The organism is Ruminiclostridium josui JCM 17888 (assembly GCF_000526495.1).
Lineage (GTDB): Bacteria > Bacillota > Clostridia > Acetivibrionales > DSM-1351 > Ruminiclostridium > Ruminiclostridium josui.
On record NZ_JAGE01000002.1, the window covers coordinates 1 to 16,720 of the forward strand.

Annotated in this window: 18 protein-coding genes and 1 pseudogene; 17 read left to right on the forward strand and 2 right to left on the reverse strand. The window is 33.1% G+C overall.

Translation table 11 applies throughout. The features are described from left to right. From K412_RS20980 to tnpC, 9 genes are all read left to right on the forward strand, one after another. Nucleotides 1-130, forward strand: a 130-nt coding sequence (locus K412_RS20980) for a sporulation initiation factor Spo0A C-terminal domain-containing protein (protein ID WP_034848247.1), incomplete at its 5' end; no start/stop codon positions are given. Nucleotides 131-319: 189 nt separating this feature from the next. Next, a complete protein-coding gene (locus tag K412_RS23005) occupies nt 320-799 on the forward strand; it encodes a tyrosine-type recombinase/integrase (protein WP_340139737.1) in 480 nt (159 codons plus the stop codon). Nucleotides 800-817: 18 nt separating this feature from the next. Further along, nucleotides 818-1,312, forward strand: coding sequence for a tyrosine-type recombinase/integrase (locus tag K412_RS23010; RefSeq protein WP_340139739.1), 495 nt, complete (start codon nt 818-820; stop codon nt 1,310-1,312). Nucleotides 1,313-1,857: 545 nt separating this feature from the next. Beyond that, complete coding sequence (locus K412_RS0116315; protein WP_024834080.1) at nt 1,858-2,670, forward strand: hypothetical protein; 813 nt, start codon at nt 1,858-1,860, stop codon at nt 2,668-2,670. Between the two features lie 97 nt (nt 2,671-2,767). Next, nucleotides 2,768-3,346, forward strand: a complete 579-nt coding sequence (locus K412_RS0116320; protein ID WP_024834081.1) for a hypothetical protein — start codon at nt 2,768-2,770, stop codon at nt 3,344-3,346. Between the two features lie 195 nt (nt 3,347-3,541). Beyond that, complete coding sequence (locus tag K412_RS0116325) at nt 3,542-3,871, forward strand: hypothetical protein (RefSeq protein ID WP_024834082.1); 330 nt, start codon at nt 3,542-3,544, stop codon at nt 3,869-3,871. 136 nt (nt 3,872-4,007) lie between these two features. Then, on the forward strand, nt 4,008-4,373 hold the full coding sequence (tnpA, locus tag K412_RS0116330; RefSeq protein ID WP_024832084.1) for an IS66 family insertion sequence element accessory protein TnpA: 366 nt from the start codon (nt 4,008-4,010) through the stop codon (nt 4,371-4,373). Then, entirely contained in the window at nt 4,366-4,722 is a 357-nt protein-coding gene (gene tnpB / locus K412_RS0116335; protein ID WP_024832085.1) for an IS66 family insertion sequence element accessory protein TnpB, read from the forward strand. Before tnpA ends, tnpB begins: the two co-directional genes overlap by 8 nt. Before the next feature lie 116 nt (nt 4,723-4,838). Further along, nucleotides 4,839-6,455 (forward strand): IS66 family transposase, encoded by a 1,617-nt coding sequence (gene tnpC, locus K412_RS0116340; protein WP_024832086.1) that lies wholly within the window; start codon nt 4,839-4,841, stop codon nt 6,453-6,455. 154 nt (nt 6,456-6,609) lie between these two features. On the opposite strand, the gene K412_RS0116345 is transcribed toward tnpC, so the two are convergent. Beyond that, on the reverse strand, nt 6,610-7,137 hold the full coding sequence (locus K412_RS0116345; protein WP_024834083.1) for a VanZ family protein: 528 nt from the start codon (nt 7,135-7,137) through the stop codon (nt 6,610-6,612). 25 nt (nt 7,138-7,162) lie between these two features. Next, nucleotides 7,163-7,414, reverse strand: a complete 252-nt coding sequence (locus K412_RS0116350) for a hypothetical protein (RefSeq protein ID WP_024834084.1) — start codon at nt 7,412-7,414, stop codon at nt 7,163-7,165. A gap of 699 nt (nt 7,415-8,113) precedes the next feature. On the opposite strand from K412_RS0116350, the pseudogene K412_RS21955 reads away from it, so the two are divergent. The 8 genes and pseudogenes from K412_RS21955 to nth all read left to right on the forward strand — a co-directional run. Beyond that, a pseudogene (locus tag K412_RS21955) lies at nt 8,114-8,245 on the forward strand (sporulation initiation factor Spo0A C-terminal domain-containing protein); the annotation flags it as partial. Nucleotides 8,246-8,529: 284 nt separating this feature from the next. Further along, complete coding sequence (locus tag K412_RS0116355) at nt 8,530-8,865, forward strand: SH3 domain-containing protein (protein ID WP_024834085.1); 336 nt, start codon at nt 8,530-8,532, stop codon at nt 8,863-8,865. Between the two features lie 195 nt (nt 8,866-9,060). Continuing rightward, nucleotides 9,061-9,747, forward strand: coding sequence for a response regulator transcription factor (locus K412_RS0116360; protein ID WP_024834086.1), 687 nt, complete (start codon nt 9,061-9,063; stop codon nt 9,745-9,747). After that, on the forward strand, nt 9,747-11,273 hold the full coding sequence (locus K412_RS0116365) for a sensor histidine kinase (RefSeq protein WP_024834087.1): 1,527 nt from the start codon (nt 9,747-9,749) through the stop codon (nt 11,271-11,273). Before K412_RS0116360 ends, K412_RS0116365 begins: the two co-directional genes overlap by 1 nt. A gap of 71 nt (nt 11,274-11,344) precedes the next feature. Next, nucleotides 11,345-12,913, forward strand: coding sequence for a S1C family serine protease (locus K412_RS0116370; protein ID WP_024834088.1), 1,569 nt, complete (start codon nt 11,345-11,347; stop codon nt 12,911-12,913). Between the two features lie 179 nt (nt 12,914-13,092). Beyond that, nucleotides 13,093-14,559 (forward strand): HD domain-containing phosphohydrolase, encoded by a 1,467-nt coding sequence (locus tag K412_RS0116375; RefSeq protein WP_024834089.1) that lies wholly within the window; start codon nt 13,093-13,095, stop codon nt 14,557-14,559. 18 nt (nt 14,560-14,577) lie between these two features. After that, the gene (locus tag K412_RS0116380; protein ID WP_024834090.1) at nt 14,578-16,044 is read left to right on the forward strand and encodes a glycogen synthase; all 1,467 of its coding nucleotides are present in this window, start codon (nt 14,578-14,580) and stop codon (nt 16,042-16,044) included. 28 nt (nt 16,045-16,072) lie between these two features. Then, nucleotides 16,073-16,705, forward strand: a complete 633-nt coding sequence (gene nth, locus K412_RS0116385; protein ID WP_024834091.1) for an endonuclease III — start codon at nt 16,073-16,075, stop codon at nt 16,703-16,705. Nucleotides 16,706-16,720 lie beyond the last annotated feature (15 nt).

Genomic DNA, 16,720 nt, shown 5'->3' on the forward strand with positions numbered 1-16,720 from the left:
CAGAGGCCAGGTTGAGGCTATAGATGCACTGTTTGGTTATACAGTTAACATCGGCAAAGGAAAACCTACCAATTCAGAATTTATTGCAATGATTGCCGATAAGCTGAGATTGGAATTGAAAGTAAGCTAAGAGGCTTGATATTACTGTATTTCATAAAACAGTACAAACCAATAAATAATTATTAGTAGGAACAAAGTAATGTGGATTTTGCTTAAAATTATAAGATAAACCTACAAATAAATTTTAAAAATCCAATGAACTTCTTCGCTTTATAGGGTAAACAGAATGTTTATAAATCTATATTGCGAAGGAGTTTTTATGTTTCAATTTGATTATGACATTGACGATTTTATGGACTATTGTATAGCACAACAATTAAGACCTAAGACTATGTTCAGTTACGAGCAGGCATTAAAAATTTTTCAAAGGTATATGTTAGATATTCATAATATTACATCAGCAGCAGAGACAAAAGAGATACACATAAGGGAGTATATTAAGTATATTGAATCAAGGGGTAAGTATACAGTTTTGGTTGATGAAAAAACCAGATACATTAATAATCCCCAAAATAGAACTGATGTTGGGAAATCTATTACTAAGACTACTATTAACAATTATATTCGAAATATTAAGGTGTTTTATAATTACCTATATGATAATCATCTTATAAAGTCAAACCCTGTAACGAGAATTAAACAATTAAAAAACAGCAGAAAGCCATTGGAATTTATCTCAGATGAAGATTTTTTGAGACTTATAAAAAGTTTTGATAACTCAAAGTTTCATCAATTTTGAGATTGCATAATATGCCAACTGCTTTTTGACACTAGAATGAGAATATCTGAAACACTTCTCATAAAAATCGAGGATGTCGATTTCGCCAGAAATACAATATTTTTACCTGCTAATAATACTAAAGGTGTAAAGGATAGAGCAGTTTTCTTCAGTACTGAGATGTCAAAAATTTTAAAACGTTGGATTGCATTTAAAGACCGCTATAGAGACAGCGATTATTTATTTTGTACAAACAAAGGTAATCCTTTAAAAGTAAATAATTTTGAAAAGAATTTCAGGGACTATACTGCAAGGGTAGGTCTAAAAAACGTACACCCTCACGTTTTGCGTAATAACTTTGCAAAGAGATTTTTAATGCAGGGAGGGTCAATATATGCCCTTAGTAGAATTTTAGGTCACAGTAGCATTACAGTGACTGAGAAGGCATATTTAGATTTGGATGATGAAGATTTAAGGCAAAATTATATTCCGTATTCGCCGCTGGAACATATTAAAAAGAGTAGAAGGAAATAGGTTTAATAACGAAAGAGCCTTACCAATGTACAGGGCTCTTTTTATTTACATCGGAACATTTGGAATATTTACGTAAACATAACTCTATATTTTATTCGAAAAAAGTTTGCGGGTTTTAATTGAAAAGAGATTAACCAAAGCTTTTAACACTCTTTTAAAAGACGTTTTTGTGTAGATGTAAAACTAATTGAAAATAGTGATAATTAGGTTAAATGAAAAAGTAAATTCCAGTATGTCTCAAACCAAGGAATGTGCACGACTAAATTCCACTTCGAATTTAAACTTACTAACTGTACGTTACTCTTTCACAAGTGAAATTTACTTTTTCATTTTTCGTGTTTTTATTTGTGGTGGTATTGGTTTACAAATAATGGTTCATATAACAAATTATGACAATAAATACAAAAAGAATATGATACTATAATTTTTGAGATAGCAAAAGTCTAGAACAAATTTTACATTTTTAGTTATTAAAAATTACTAGGAGGTCTTTTAATATTATAAAAAATAGATAAAAATTAGCAATTATATGTGCATTAACTTTAATGATTTCTTGTCTTTCTGTAACATCTTCTTTTGCAAAAAATGCCAATACTACTCTAGAGCTTGATTCGTCAAATACTCTTGACCAAATAGTTTTAGAATCACAATCTTATAAAGATATGATTAAAAATAATCATGATGCAAAATTATTAACTAGGAATGAAATGTATTATAAAGTTGAAATAGATGATAAAAATCAAGTTAAAAAGACAGCTTATAGTCCTGAAGAATATAAAGCTGAGCTGTTAAAGGAACAAAGTAATGAGTATACTACCTATAGTCAGAGTCTTTCAAAATCCTATGGATGGATTGATGTAGCTATTTATGGTTGGTATTATAGTAGCGAAAAGTGGTTTATTGAATTTACATATAATTGGACTAAAGTACCTTCGACTCAACTTACAGATGCAATTGTTTTAGGAGCTGATTCTAATTTACCAATATATACGGAAACAATACAAGCATCCCATACAGTAAAAACAGACGTTAGGACTTTAAGCTATAATTATGATTGGTCAACTCCAGACATGAAAAGTAGGGGGGCTAATGCATATGGTATTAATGTACCTTTAGGTATTGAAACCCAATTTGAAACAACACAAAATGCTCATGGATATATAAGCGCCATTTGTACTAGATCCACTACAAATACACAAAGTGGGAAAATATACGGGTCATATGGACATAGACAGATTGGTATTAATCCAAGTACATCATTCTCATTTAGTCCTACTTCTTTAAGCTTTAGTTTTGCACTAGGTATAACATCTGATGAAGCACCAATATCTAAAGTATTTAATTTGTTTGAATCTTAAATGAAATGATTTAATAAAGTATTTAATTAGCTAGACTTTGCTATCTTTAATATGGTTAATTCGATTTTATAAAAGTTTTTAATGGGACGGGAATATAATGAAGAAAATTATTATTTTATTTTTTTGCTTGGTGTTCATATTTTTAGTAGCATTTATTATTAATTATCAATTATCATATTCCGTGACTGATTCTGGGGCTAATATTGACAACAAAATTATATATTTTTTGAGAAATAGTAAATATGCTAATAGTACAAAAGAGATTAGAATTAAATATCAGTGTAATATAGACGATAGAAAATATGTTTTGTTTTATATAAATAAAAATTTAGCGTATGCAGAACTTAGAAGGGGACTTAATTCAAAATACAAAATCATTTCTGTAACTGCGGATATTAATATGCTAAGATATGAAATTATTAAAACTAATAAAAGTAAATATTTATTTGTGGCTGGTAAAAATGCTGATTTACAGATTGATTATATTAAAGCAAAAATCGGCGTTGATGAGTATACAGTAACTATCCCCAAAGAACTTTACTTTATCTCTTATTGTCCAGTATCTTCATGGGCATCCCTTGCTGAAGACCCTAGTACAGATACATTTAAAGTCTTTGATAATAAAAACAATGATATTACATCAAAAATAAGGACTAATTCACCCAAACCCATATGAAAATTTCAAATCATACAAAAGTGAATCGCAATCTGTGATTTATTAATAGATTAAAAACTTACTTCAAAAACACCCTGACTCAGAAGAAGCTAAAAAAGCTAAAGGGTTGCTATCAACCATAAATATAAAAATAAAAAACGATGCAGAAAAGGCACAGCTTATTGAAAAGCAAAAAAAGATGCAGATAAAAAACGATTGGCTGAAGCAACTAAAAAAATGCGTAAGCAGTATGATGAAGTTCAGGAAGTTACATGGTATTTTGATAAGAGTTCTCCTCAATATGCAAATGTTAATTGCTTTTATATTTACATAGGAACAAAAAAGGAATCGCTTCCGGGGTTAAGACTGAAAATACAATATGCCGCCGATGATTGGATTTTTATTAATAATTATATTTTTAAGGTTGATAATAAAACATTTGAAATTGATGCCGGAGACTTTGGAGTTACCAGAGATAATAATGGAGATGGAATATGGGAATTGTATGATGTTGAATTAAGTAAAGAAAATTATGGTAAGCGGTAAACCATGAGTACCTCGATAGACTCTCTTTAATATGAGATAATTCTTCCATGTTTTCACAAGCTACTTTAAAAAATTGTACAACTTTTTAAAGTTAGCTTGAAAAACTTTAATAAAGTTTTTCAAGGAGGTTTTATCAATGGAGACTAAAAAAGTACAACAACAGTACCTTCTTTCAAAATGGGCTGCTACTATTCAGGAATGCCGTGCTACCGGAATGTCTGTGAAGGATTGGTGCTTGGAAAACAATGTGAATATGGCTCAATTTTTTTATTGGCAGCGTAAAATACGTAAGCAACTCTGTTCATCGGTAGATAATTCAGCAAAGGATTCGTCAATCACTTTCGCACCCGTTCAACTCACGAATTCCCGTAATAAGTCCTTGCAAGAAGTATCTTTTAGCACAGAGATGATTGTTAACGTTGGAGGCTGCCAATTACAAATTAATAATGATACTAGCCCTAAGCTGCTAGAGACAGTACTGAAGGTACTCCAAAATGTTTAATAATGCTACTGGTTTTGACCAGATTTACATTGCATGTGGTTATACCGATTTGCGCCAAGGAATTGATGGCCTTGCTGGGATGGTTCAAAATCAATTTCATTTAAATCCTTTTCAAAATATCCTGTTTCTTTTCTGCGGAAGAAAAACAACAAGGATAAAAGGTCTTCTTTGGGAAGGTGATGGTTTTGTATTACTATACAAGCGTTTAGAAGGCGGAAGATTTCAATGGCCTCGCAGTGAAGCAGAAATGAAAGAAATCACACCTAAACAATTCCGATGGCTAACAGAAGGTCTTGCCATTGAGCAAGCAAAAGCTGTTAAGAAAGTGTCTCCCAGCCGTATTATCTAGTGGATAACTCTTTTGAAATTGTGCAAAACCTCACATATTTTCCGTAATTATCCACGACTTTTAAAACTTGAGACTTTTCTATTCCATTGTGTCTTTTTTCATGATATTGTAGATTCATGGATAAAACATTTACAGAACTGGAATTAACTAAATATAGTAAAAAAGATATTGTTCAGCTTTTTCTGAAGCAGCAGGCCATACTTGAAAAACAAAGCACTCAATTAGAAGAAATGAATAAAAACATCACTCTTCTGATAGAAGCAAATAAAATTGGAAAGCAGAAAAGATTTGGACGTTCATCTGAAAAGATGGTATATGATGAGCAGATGGAACTGTGCTTTAACGAAGCAGAAGTAACTGCTGCCGGAAAGCTTATTGAAGAACCTGAATTTGATGAAGTATGTCCTAAGCCATATAAGCGAAAAAAAGCAAAAGGAAAACGTAATGAGGACTTAAAGGATTTGCCTGTCAGTATCATTGAACATACTCTTAATGACGATGAGCTAAGATCTATTTTCGGAGACACATGGAAACGACTGCCTGATGAAGTGTACAAGCGCCTTCAATTTCACCCTGCTACATTTGAGGTGGAAGAGCATCATGTTGCAGTATATGCAGGAAAGGACAATCAAACCATTGTAAAGGCAAACCGCCCTGTTGATCTATTGCGCAACAGTATTGTAACGCCAACTCTGGCAGCTGGTATACTAAATGGAAAATATATAAATGCTCTTCCTCTATACAGGTTGGAACAGGAGTTTAAGAGAAATGACATACATATATCCAGACAGGTAATGGCAAACTGGACAATACAATGTGCCGAGAGGTACCTGTCACTATTGTATGATAGAATGCATCAGGAACTCTATCAGTGCAGCGTATCACAGGCTGATGAGACACCAGTGCTTGTTTCAAAGGATGGTAGATCTGCCGGTTCTAAAAGCTACATGTGGGTATATCGTACGGGCAAAATGTACGAGGCTCCGCCCATTATCCTGTATGATTACCAGAAAACGCGTAAAGCTGATCATCCAAGAGAATTTCTCAAGGGGTATAAAGGGATTATTGTAACCGATGGATATGAAGTTTACCACAAGCTTGAGAAAGAAGAACCAGACATAAAGATAGCAGGATGTTGGAGTCATGCCCGTCGTAGGTTTGCGGATGTTGTCAAGACAATGGACAAAGAAACCGCTAAAGATACATTAGCATATGCAGCATTAAAACAAATAGCTTTGATATATAAAATAGATAATGATCTTGTGGAGCTATCTCCACAAGAAAGAGTCGCTAGACGTAAGCTTCTTGTAAAGCCACAAGTAGAAGCTTTCTTTGCATGGGTTAAAGAGCATAGAAGTGATGTTCCATCACAATCAGAAACAGGCAAAGGCTTTACCTATTGCCTAAATCAAGAAAAATATCTGAGAACATTTCTTGAAAATGGTTACGTACCTCTGGATAACAATGCTACAGAGGGAGCTATCAGAGGCTTCTGCATAGGAAAAAACAATTGGCATTTGATAGACACAGTTCAAGGAGCCCAGGCAAGCGCAATAATTTACAGTATTGCAGAAACAGCTAAGGCTAATAACTTAAAACCATACCATTACTTTAAATATTTACTGCAGCAGCTTCCCCAACATATGGATGATAAGGATACATCCTTTATAGACAAGCTGCTTCCTTGGTCAGAAGATTTGCCTGAAGAATGCAGAAAAGCAACTCAAAATTAGCAAAATTATATCCGCCGAAAGGCGGTATTTTTGTATAGGTACTCATGGTTTACCGCTTACGTTCAGAATGCCCATAACTAGGCTTATATTCAGTTTGAAAGAGTATAAAAACAGGATGTACTAATAAGTACACCCTGCTATTTATTGGATTATCTCAAACTGAATGTCTTTCTTTATGTTTCTGAACTAAAAATAGAAATTTCCTAGTAAAATAATATACGTAAAATCCCAAAATGCCACCAATTATATTTGCAATGATATCGTCAACGTCAAAGACTCTACTAGGAGAAATCAAGATTATCATAATAATCAGTTGAAGTATCTCAATAGATAATGAGAAAACAAAACTTACAGTAATAATTTTTAAAAATGAAAAATAATTATGGTTAAGTATCGGTAATAAAAATCCAAAAGGTAAAAATAGTATTATGTTAAATCCAAAGCTTTGAATGATAATCTTCATATTTGCGATTATGTCTATCCTATACCCGGCATCTTTCATTTGCTGTATTACCTCATATCTCTTGAATATAATATGAAATGGCACAAGATTGTAATTTATATTTTGAAAGTTTAAATTAAAGTTGAGATGTAAAGGAAATTGAGTTATATATATGATTAATGCCACATAAAGGATAAAAATAACTTTAATTATTTGAGTTTTTTCTTTTGATAATATCATAAATAATACCTACTTTATGTTTTAGTTAATAAACTGAAAATGCTCCTGAGTGATAGTACCCGGTATCAAAATTAAATCTTACATAGTAATCAGCATTTGAAGTAACATTAAAGGTTACTGATTCTACTGGGCCATTGCAATGTAAATATTTTACTTCTGACTTTTTGCCACTTTTATCAACTAATTGAACCCATATGCCTGCATGGAGTTGACTTAGTGGATTTACTCTATTGATAGCATCTTCCTTAGTGCCATATTGACCGAAACCTGCCGCCACAGTAATAGTAGTTCCGGTTGTTTTTACCCACTTGTCAGAGTATAAAACAGCACCAGCCCATGTAATGTCACCTACATATATTCCAAGGCTTACGGTTTGATTTGAGGTGTCAGGCGGGTTTGCTCCATATGTTATGATTTGTGAGGAAATTGGTGCCTTTTCACTAACTCCAGTACCTTCACTTTTTTCATACTTTGTACCTCTACTTCTTTAAATTTTTTGTTGTTTTAATATTCAAGTAAGCGTATTATTTTTTATAGTTTGATGAACTTATAGCTTCATCCCCCTTCAGATAAAGCAATTGGAATAATACATGTAAAATCGTAACATTATTTACACAATATGTAAATAGAATAAGTTAAATCTAATTTTACATTTTCTTAAAATTACCATATAATGGAGACAGAATAAAGATAAATAATGTAAATTGGAGGGGTTACTATATGAGTGACATAAAAGTTGATGTTTCAAAAAGGTATAACCGTGAGATTTTAGATATAAAACTATGAGTTATCAAAATAGATATGAGGTCTATTATAGAATATATGATGAACATTTTCAAAATAATAGTGGTAAAATTCTATAGAATTTAAGCCAATAAATATTTTCGTTTTACTCCTATAAACGGATTTTTTATTGGATAAAAGAATATTTTATTTATTGGCTTAGAGTGATTTGCTTAAATGACTTCAAACACTTACCAGAGGCCAGGTTGAGGCTATAGATGCACTGTTTGGTTATACAGTTAACATCGGCAAAGGAAAACCTACCAATTCAGAATTTATTGCAATGATTGCCGATAAGCTGAGATTGGAATTGAAAGTAAGCTAAGAGGGGACTTACAAATACATAAGAATCAAATTGACTTCTCGATATTTTAATCGAGGAGTTTTTTTGTTTGCACTTCGTTTAGCGTGATAATTATTTTGGCCGGTTTGAACATTTTAGCGAGAATGAAAAAGAATTGTTAATAATGCAATGGGAGAAAGTAACATTTAGAATATTTGGTCTTTATCAAAAAGATTCAAGAACCAAAGTAGGCGAATAAAAATAAATATACAAATAATGTAAATAATGTGATAAAATACCTATAATAAATATAGGAGGTTGATTAAATGTTACACAAAAAGATTTATTTTGGTTTAGTTGCTGGGGTTTTAAGTTTATCCCTGATATTAGGACAAGGATTAGTATGTGCAGCAGATATAAGTAATTCTAGTAATATGCAATACGGAATATCCAGAACTTTATCTGCCTATAGAATTACCGGTGATGGGGTTAGACTAAGAGCACAACCAAATACTTCAAGTACTATACTTGGATTGCTCTATTTCCCTGAAATAATTCAAGTAGAACGTTGGAGTTCAGATGGAGCATGGGTATATGCTCGTACTGCTAACGGAGTATGGGGATGGGTTTCCACTGCATACATAGAGATGGCTGTGTACTAGAATATTAAAAATTATTTAAAAAACCTTTTTATTTATTGGTATGAGAAAACCTCTAAATAAAGAGGTTTTTATTTTTATCACCAATACTGTTTAATTTTTTGTTAACAATTTAAAATTGTTAACTTTTTTCATATGGAATTGATATAATTAAATTAATTTTATTGGAAAAAATAATTTACAAAACAAGGAGTACTTATGAGTAGTAAAAGCAAAGTATTAATAGTTGACGATGATAGAAATATATGTGAGTTAATAGGGTTGTACCTTGAAAAAGAAGGATATGAAGTCCTATATGCTTATAACGGGCTTAACGCTGTTGATACATTTAAAACACAGACTCCCAGCCTGGTAGTTCTGGATATTATGCTTCCGGGAATTGACGGTTGGCAGGTATGCCGGGAAATAAGGAAGGTAAGCTCTATACCTATTATTATGCTGACTGCAAAAGGTGAAACCTTTGACAAGGTTCTTGGACTGGAGTTGGGAGCAGATGATTACATGGTTAAACCCTTTGAGCCAAAAGAACTTGTTGCAAGGGTAAAGGCAGTATTAAGAAGATATGAGCATAAAGAAGTTGATACATTGGAAGTTGCATTTCCAAATCTCATTATAAATAAAAGCAATTATACAATCCGCCTCAAGGGCAACCTGATAGAACTTCCACCAAAGGAATTAGAACTCTTGTTTTTCCTAGCCTCAAATCCAAACAAAGTTTTTACAAGGGAGCAGCTGCTGGAACACGTATGGGGCTTTGATTTTTATGGAGATTCCAGAACTGTTGATGTGCACGTAAAGAGGGTTCGCGAAAAAATAGATTTGGAAGGTCAGCCTTGGCAGCTAAAAACCGTGTGGGGTGTTGGCTATAAGTTTGAGGTGAAATAATGATCAAATTTAAAAAGACAATATTTCAAAAGCTTGTAGTGGTTTTTATAGGGCTGCTTGTTTTAAGCTATGTAGTTACAGGGGGCTTTTTGTACTATTTTTTGAATGGCTTTGTTACAAAACAGCAGACAGAAACACTTGGTGAAAGTGCAGAAAATATAAAGGATTTCTTTGACAACTATTATCTGCCCAATAGAAATAATCAGCTGGTCCAGGGGATTTTTCGTCAAACTCTTGAAATGTATAGTGTTTCAAGTAATTCTATTATTTGGATTGTAGATAATACTGGGCATATACTTATATCCGTATCCAGTGATGAGCAAATAACTGATGTTCTGAAGCAGTACATAGATGATACGGGATATCCAAAGCTGCCTGATATAAGGCAGTATATAAAAGTAATGAATAGCAGTGGTAAAACCCAAACAGAGACAGGAAACTTCTTTGGCTTTTTTAATGATGAAGCTTTCCAGAAATACGGTAGTTCGTGGCTTACTGTCCAAAAGCCTTTTCAAGTAACTCCTATTAACGGTAGGCAGCAGACTATAGCGGCGGTTTACCTCCATACACCGGTACCTGCTATTCAAAAAGTAAGAACCTCAGTATTTAGTCTATTTCTATTTTCAGGTGGAGTAGCCATAATTCTGGCCATTATTCTTGTTTATATATTTTCAATTAGGTTTACACGTCCTTTAAAACAGATTAACAATGCCGCAAAAATAATTGCAGGGGGAGACTTTCAAAAAAGGCTTGTGGTCAGTTCACAGGATGAAATCGGTCAGCTTGCGGATAGTTTCAATCATATGGTTGAGGATTTGCAAAGACTGGAAGATCTTAGACGAGGCTTTATTGCAAATGTTTCACATGAATTGCGTACGCCTATGACTTCCATAAGAGGTTTTATTGAAGGTATACTTGACGGTACCATACCCCCTGAAAAGCAAAAAGACTACCTAATGATTGTAAGGGATGAAACTAACAGGCTTAACAGATTGGTGAATGACCTCCTTGATTTGGCGAAAATGGAATCAGGAGAATTAACATTATCTATGAAGCCTTTTGACATAAACGAATTAATAAGAATATGTGTGATAAAGTTAGAAACCCTAATTACTTCTAAAAATTTGGAAATAGAAGCCAACTTTGAAATCGACAGTATGATGGTATTAGCTGACAAAGACTCTATTGAACGTGTTATTATTAATCTCTTACACAACGCAGTAAAATTTTCAAATGAAAATGGTAAGATAATAGTTGAAACTGCAAAGAATAAGGATAAGGTTTATATAACTGTTAAAGATAACGGTATCGGAATAGACAGCGATGATAAAAAAAGAATCTGGGACAGATTTTATAAATCTGATAAATCAAGAGGAAAGGATAAAACAGGTACCGGCCTTGGTTTAGCAATTGTAAAAAATATTATATCTGAACACAATCAGGATATATGGGTAGAAAGTGATGTGGGAAAAGGAACAAAGTTTACGTTTACGCTTGATTACAACAAAAGTCATATTGAAGATTAACACTTTGTTCATACTTTTTTAAAAATACATCTTTAAAATAATACTATAGAAAAAAGAAGGGAGACTTCATAATGATCGACGATAGAGACGATAAGATAAATGAAAATGGTTCAATTAGTGACCAGCCACAGAATGATAATAGCACTTATGAAGTAAACAGCAATTCAGAATCTCAAGGATTTATAAATGAAACTCAGGAGGATAACGCAAATAGCAGCAGCCAAGATGAAATAGTGAATCCTGTAATTGAGAATAATGAGTCAGCTGATAATGTAGCCGGAGAAAATACAAATGAAAATACAGTTATTGCTAATTACGATTTAAACACACAACAATCAGAAACCGGAGTTCAAGAAGCCGGTACGTCTGACTTTATTGTAAAAGATAACAATTGGGAAACCCAAAGTGTAACGAATCCGGCTTATAACAATTATTACAAAGAAAGTTGTAAAAAAACGAATACTAAAAAATCAAATGCATGGAAATATGTAGTTGTATCAGCTGTAAGCTCACTTTTTGGAGCAGCCCTTCTTGCCTTGTTAATGCTTTTTGTTGCACCTATTGTACAGCCTCATATAAAAGATTACTTGGGGACTAATTTCCCGGGGCTAAAAACAGAAAGTGCACAACCCAATAATACTGGAGAATTAAAACGCGTTGAGATTGTTCAAAATGGAGAGTCAGCTGTTACAAGTGTAGCAGAAAAGGTTGGGCCTTCAGTAGTTGGTATAAAAACATCATATCAGAATTCCAATGAATTATTTGGTGTTCAGTCTGGAGGCGGCGAAGGTTCAGGAATAATAATAAGTGCAGATGGCTATATTCTTACAAACCATCACGTTATTGAAGGGGCTTTAAATGACAAAACCAGGGGTATCAGAAGTGATGCAAAGATTGAAGTATTCCTTCCTAACAAAATAGATAAGCCATATACTGCAACAGTTAAAGGTTACGATTCTAAAACAGACCTTGCTGTTTTGAAAATAAATGAGACAAATTTGCCTGTTATAGAGTTCGGTAATTCAGATGACATCAAAATAGGTGAACCGGCCATAGCAATTGGAAATCCGGGAGGCCTTGAATACATGGGTTCTTTGACATATGGTGTTATTAGTGGATTAAACAGAACTGTTCAGTTGGATGGTGGAAAGAGAATTAGACTTATTCAGACAGATGCAGCCATAAACCCTGGAAACAGCGGCGGTGCATTGGTAAATATTAAGGGACAACTCATTGGAGTAAATACAGTAAAAATGGTTGCAACAGGTTTTGAAGGACTTGGCTTTGCAATCCCTGTAAATGAAGCAAAAACAATAGCAGACGAACTTATGACAAAAACCTATGTTGCAAAACCTTATCTGGGAATTTCAGTTAATCTGCAATATACGGAAGATATAGCAAGAGAAAATAATATGCCTGCCGGAGTATATGTTGCAGATGTTGAACTGTTTGGAGCAGCTGCTAAAGCTGGTATAATGCCTGGTGATGTAATAACCAAATTCGACAATAAAGCAGTCAAGTCCTATGATGAACTTGAGGATTTGAAGAATAAGAAGAAACCAGGAGATGTTGTTAAGATTGAAATTTACAGAGATGGAAATACAAAAACCGTTCAGGCGAAATTAGGCGAAACAAAGTAAATAACTATTAAATGAAAGCTGTCTTATGAGCAAATTATTGTTTCATTGGGCAGCTTTTTTATTGTAAATAAAAAAAAATCAGGGAATAAATAAATTGTATTGATAATAAGTAAAAAAAAAATTACAATTAGAATATACTCAAAGGATTTTTCTGGAATTACAAAATGCTGGAGGCATATATGAACTTAAGTAAGCATCATTTACATCTAGTTAAAATAATTATATGCGTTATAGCTTTACCAAGTTTTATATACGGAATATATATGGATGATGAGAAACTGTTGGCTGTAACTTGTGGTTTGTGTATTATATTTTTAGCATATGATATTTGTGAATATATATTTATAGATAGAAAAAATCGAAAAAACATAAAAAAATATGGAATTCTCCAGCAAAATGATTATCTTACTAATACAATAGCGGGGAAGAGCTATTTTAAAACTTTAAAGCTTCTTGTTGAAAAACAGAAACAGTTGGAAGCTTTAAGTATTACTTCGGAAAAATTTAACTCTACAATAGAAATTGAGAATATAATTAAATATGTATACGATGTGTTTAGAAAGTTTACAGGCTGTGACAGGTGTCTTATTTGCTTCAAGGATAAAAACTCTCAAGATATATACTGTAAATATGAATTGGGAGAAATAATGTTTGGAGAAGTAGGAAAGTATTTTGATGAGGATTCTGTTGTTACACAATGCTTTAATACAAATTCCGTTGTAGTGAAATGCGGAATTGAGATTAAAAAAAGAGGCATATTCGGGGACAAACTTGTTATACCTCTTAACATATCAGATGAACAGTTGGGTGTTATTTTTCTTGAAACAAAAAATAAAAATTCTTTTAAAAAAGTAAACCTTACATTTCTCCAGAGTCTTGCAAATTATGCAGCTGTTGCCATTTACAAGTCTCAGTTGATTAATGATGTATATATACAGAAGCAGGAAATAGAAGCTCTTTATGAGGAAACGGCTGCGGTAAACGACGATTTGAATCATAACATTGAAAGTCTCAATAAAGCCAAGGATGAACTTCGCAAAAAAAATGAAGAACTTCTAAAATACTCAGAAACCCTAAATACAGGATATATCCAAACGGTTATGTCTTTGGTAAATGCTATTGAGGCAAAGGATGCTTATACCAGCGGACATTGCCAACGGGTAATGGAAATTTCATGTGAGATTGCTGCACGTATGAATCTGGATGAAGATACCATACAGGATTTAAGATACGCTGCTATTTTACACGATATAGGAAAGATAGGAGTATCGGCTTCAATTCTTAATAAAGCAGACAAATTAACTGATGATGAATATGAAGAAATAAAAAAGCATCCTCTTATTTCATATAATATACTTAAAAATGTAGAGTTTTTAAGAAACGGCTTAAAAGCAATTTTGGAACATCACGAAAAATATAACGGTGGAGGTTATCCCAATGGGCTGAAGGGTGAGGAAATCAGTCTTTTAGGAAGAATATTATGTATAGCGGATGCTTTTGATGCAATGACAAGTGACAGAACATACAGAAGAGGAATGACAATGGAATTGGCAATTAACGAAATTGAAAGATGTAAAGGAATTCAGTTTGACCCAAGAATATCGGATCTTTTTATAAACATGATTAAAGAGTTGATTAACAACTAGTATTTTGGAGGTAATGTGGTGAATTTATCGAATAAACAGTTAAAGGTGCTATTTGTATCCGCAGAAGTTGACCCTTTTGCAAAGACAGGGGGGTTAGCTGATGTTGCAGGTTCTCTTCCAAAAGAGTTAACTTTGCTGGGGCAGGATGTAAGAGTGTTTATGCCTCGATACAAAAGTATAGATACAGAACTAGCTTATGTTACCGATTTTCCTGTTGATATGGGGGATAGAAAAGAAACATGTGTAATCAAGGAAGGTAGTATACATGTTCCGGAATCAAAAGAAGTTAAGGTCTATTTTTTAGAAAACTATCATTATTATTATAGAGACGGTATATATTGCTATCAGGATGATGCACAAAGATTTATAATGCTGTGCAAGGCCGCCCTTGAAATGCTGCCTTATATTGATTTTAAGCCTGACATTATTCATTGTAATGACTGGCATACAGGCCCGTTATGCCTTCTGCTGAAAGAGAAATATGCAAAACAGGATTTTTATAAAGATATTGCTACAGTTTATACTATTCACAATCTTGAGTATCAAGGAAATTTCAGTGCTGATACATGCGCATTTATGAACGTAGAGGAAAACTTCTTTACATATGAGAAGGCTGAATTTTATGGAATGTTCAGTTTTATGAAATGTGGACTTGTGTACTCAGATAAAATAAATACCGTAAGCAAGCAGTATGCAAAAGAGATTCTTACAACTGCATACGGCGAAAAAATGGAAGGTATACTGATAAATAGGAAAAAAGACCTTTATGGTATTGTAAATGGAATATCTTATGAGGAGTTTGACCCTGGTAAGAATGAAGATGTATATACTGCTTTTGATTCTAAATGTCCATGGAATAAGAAGGAAAATAAAAGAAAATTCCAGAAAGAGTTCGGTTTAGCTAAAAGTGATGCTCCGCTGTTAGCAATTGTTACGAGATTGACACACCAGAAGGGGCTGGAACTTATTTTGGGGTGTATTGATAAATTTATAAATGAAAATGATATACAGTTGGCTGTTCTTGGAATCGGGGATGAATATTATCATAACTCATTTAAAGAACTTGAGAAAAAGTATCCCGATAATGTAGCAGTTTTTTTAGAATTTAATCATAAACTTGCTAAAAAGATATATGCCTCAGCAGATATGTTTTTAATGCCTTCCCGCTTTGAACCCTGTGGCTTAGGACAGATTATTAGTTTCAGATACGGTACAATTCCAGTAGTAAGGGCTACAGGAGGCCTTGCTGAAACTGTAATAGATTATGATGTGGATAGAAAAAACGGAAATGGGTTCTCTTTCACTGAATTTAATGAAAAGGAATTTGAGAATACATTGGATAGGGCAATACAGATTTATTGCAAAAATAGTAAAGAATGGGAAAATTTAGTTATTAGAGCACTGAAAAGTGATTTTTCTTGGAAGAAACCTTGTACAAAGTACTTAGATTTATATAAAATAGCTATAGAAGACAAAAACAGATAACATAATACAAAAGAAGGTATTAAAATTTATGACTAAAAAGGAAAAGGTCCTGCAGATGATAGAAGTTTTTGATAAGCTTTATCCAGATGCGGAGTGTTCCCTGAATTATGAGAATCCGCTTCAGCTTTTGATTTCTACTCAGCTTGCAGCTCAGTGTACTGATGCCAGAGTAAATATAGTTGCTAAAGACTTATATAAAAAATATCCTTCAGCAGAAGCATTTGCAAATGCAGAGCAAAGAGAACTTGAGGAAGATATTAAATCAACAGGGTTTTATAGAAATAAAGCAAAAAACATAATAGCTTGCTGTAAAATTATTACTGAAAAATACAACGGGCAGATTCCTGATAATATGGAGGAACTGCTTGAATTGCCCGGAGTGGGACGTAAGACAGCAAACCTTTACTTATATGAAATACACGGAAAGCAGGGAGTAGTTGTAGACACTCATGCTAAGAGGCTTTCAAACAGAACGGGCCTAACGAAAAACGAAGACCCAGAAAAGATTGAATACGATTTGCAAAAAATAATTCCCAAAGATAAATGGGCAGACTTTTGCCATAAGTTAGTTTTTCATGGCAGAGCTGTGTGTAACGCAAGAAAACCTAAATGTGAAAAGTGTGAGATAAATCATTTATGCAGTTATTATACTAAGAAATAGGGTCGTGACTGTTTT

Excerpts from the sequence above, each read along its gene's own strand:
- K412_RS0116345 (WP_024834083.1), bottom strand. The coding sequence starts at position 7,137 with ATGATATTATCAAAAGAAAAAACTCAAATAATTAAAGTTATTTTTATC.
- K412_RS0116315 (WP_024834080.1), top strand. The coding sequence starts at position 1,858 with ATGATTTCTTGTCTTTCTGTAACATCTTCTTTTGCAAAAAATGCCAAT.
- nth (WP_024834091.1), top strand. The coding sequence starts at position 16,073 with ATGACTAAAAAGGAAAAGGTCCTGCAGATGATAGAAGTTTTTGATAAG.
- K412_RS0116355 (WP_024834085.1), top strand. The coding sequence starts at position 8,530 with ATGTTACACAAAAAGATTTATTTTGGTTTAGTTGCTGGGGTTTTAAGT.
- tnpA (WP_024832084.1), top strand. The coding sequence starts at position 4,008 with ATGGAGACTAAAAAAGTACAACAACAGTACCTTCTTTCAAAATGGGCT.
- tnpC (WP_024832086.1), top strand. The coding sequence starts at position 4,839 with ATGGATAAAACATTTACAGAACTGGAATTAACTAAATATAGTAAAAAA.
- K412_RS0116375 (WP_024834089.1), top strand. The coding sequence starts at position 13,093 with ATGAACTTAAGTAAGCATCATTTACATCTAGTTAAAATAATTATATGC.
- K412_RS0116370 (WP_024834088.1), top strand. The coding sequence starts at position 11,345 with ATGATCGACGATAGAGACGATAAGATAAATGAAAATGGTTCAATTAGT.
- tnpB (WP_024832085.1), top strand. The coding sequence starts at position 4,366 with ATGTTTAATAATGCTACTGGTTTTGACCAGATTTACATTGCATGTGGT.
- K412_RS0116365 (WP_024834087.1), top strand. The coding sequence starts at position 9,747 with ATGATCAAATTTAAAAAGACAATATTTCAAAAGCTTGTAGTGGTTTTT.
- K412_RS23005 (WP_340139737.1), top strand. The coding sequence starts at position 320 with ATGTTTCAATTTGATTATGACATTGACGATTTTATGGACTATTGTATA.
- K412_RS0116320 (WP_024834081.1), top strand. The coding sequence starts at position 2,768 with ATGAAGAAAATTATTATTTTATTTTTTTGCTTGGTGTTCATATTTTTA.
- K412_RS0116360 (WP_024834086.1), top strand. The coding sequence starts at position 9,061 with ATGAGTAGTAAAAGCAAAGTATTAATAGTTGACGATGATAGAAATATA.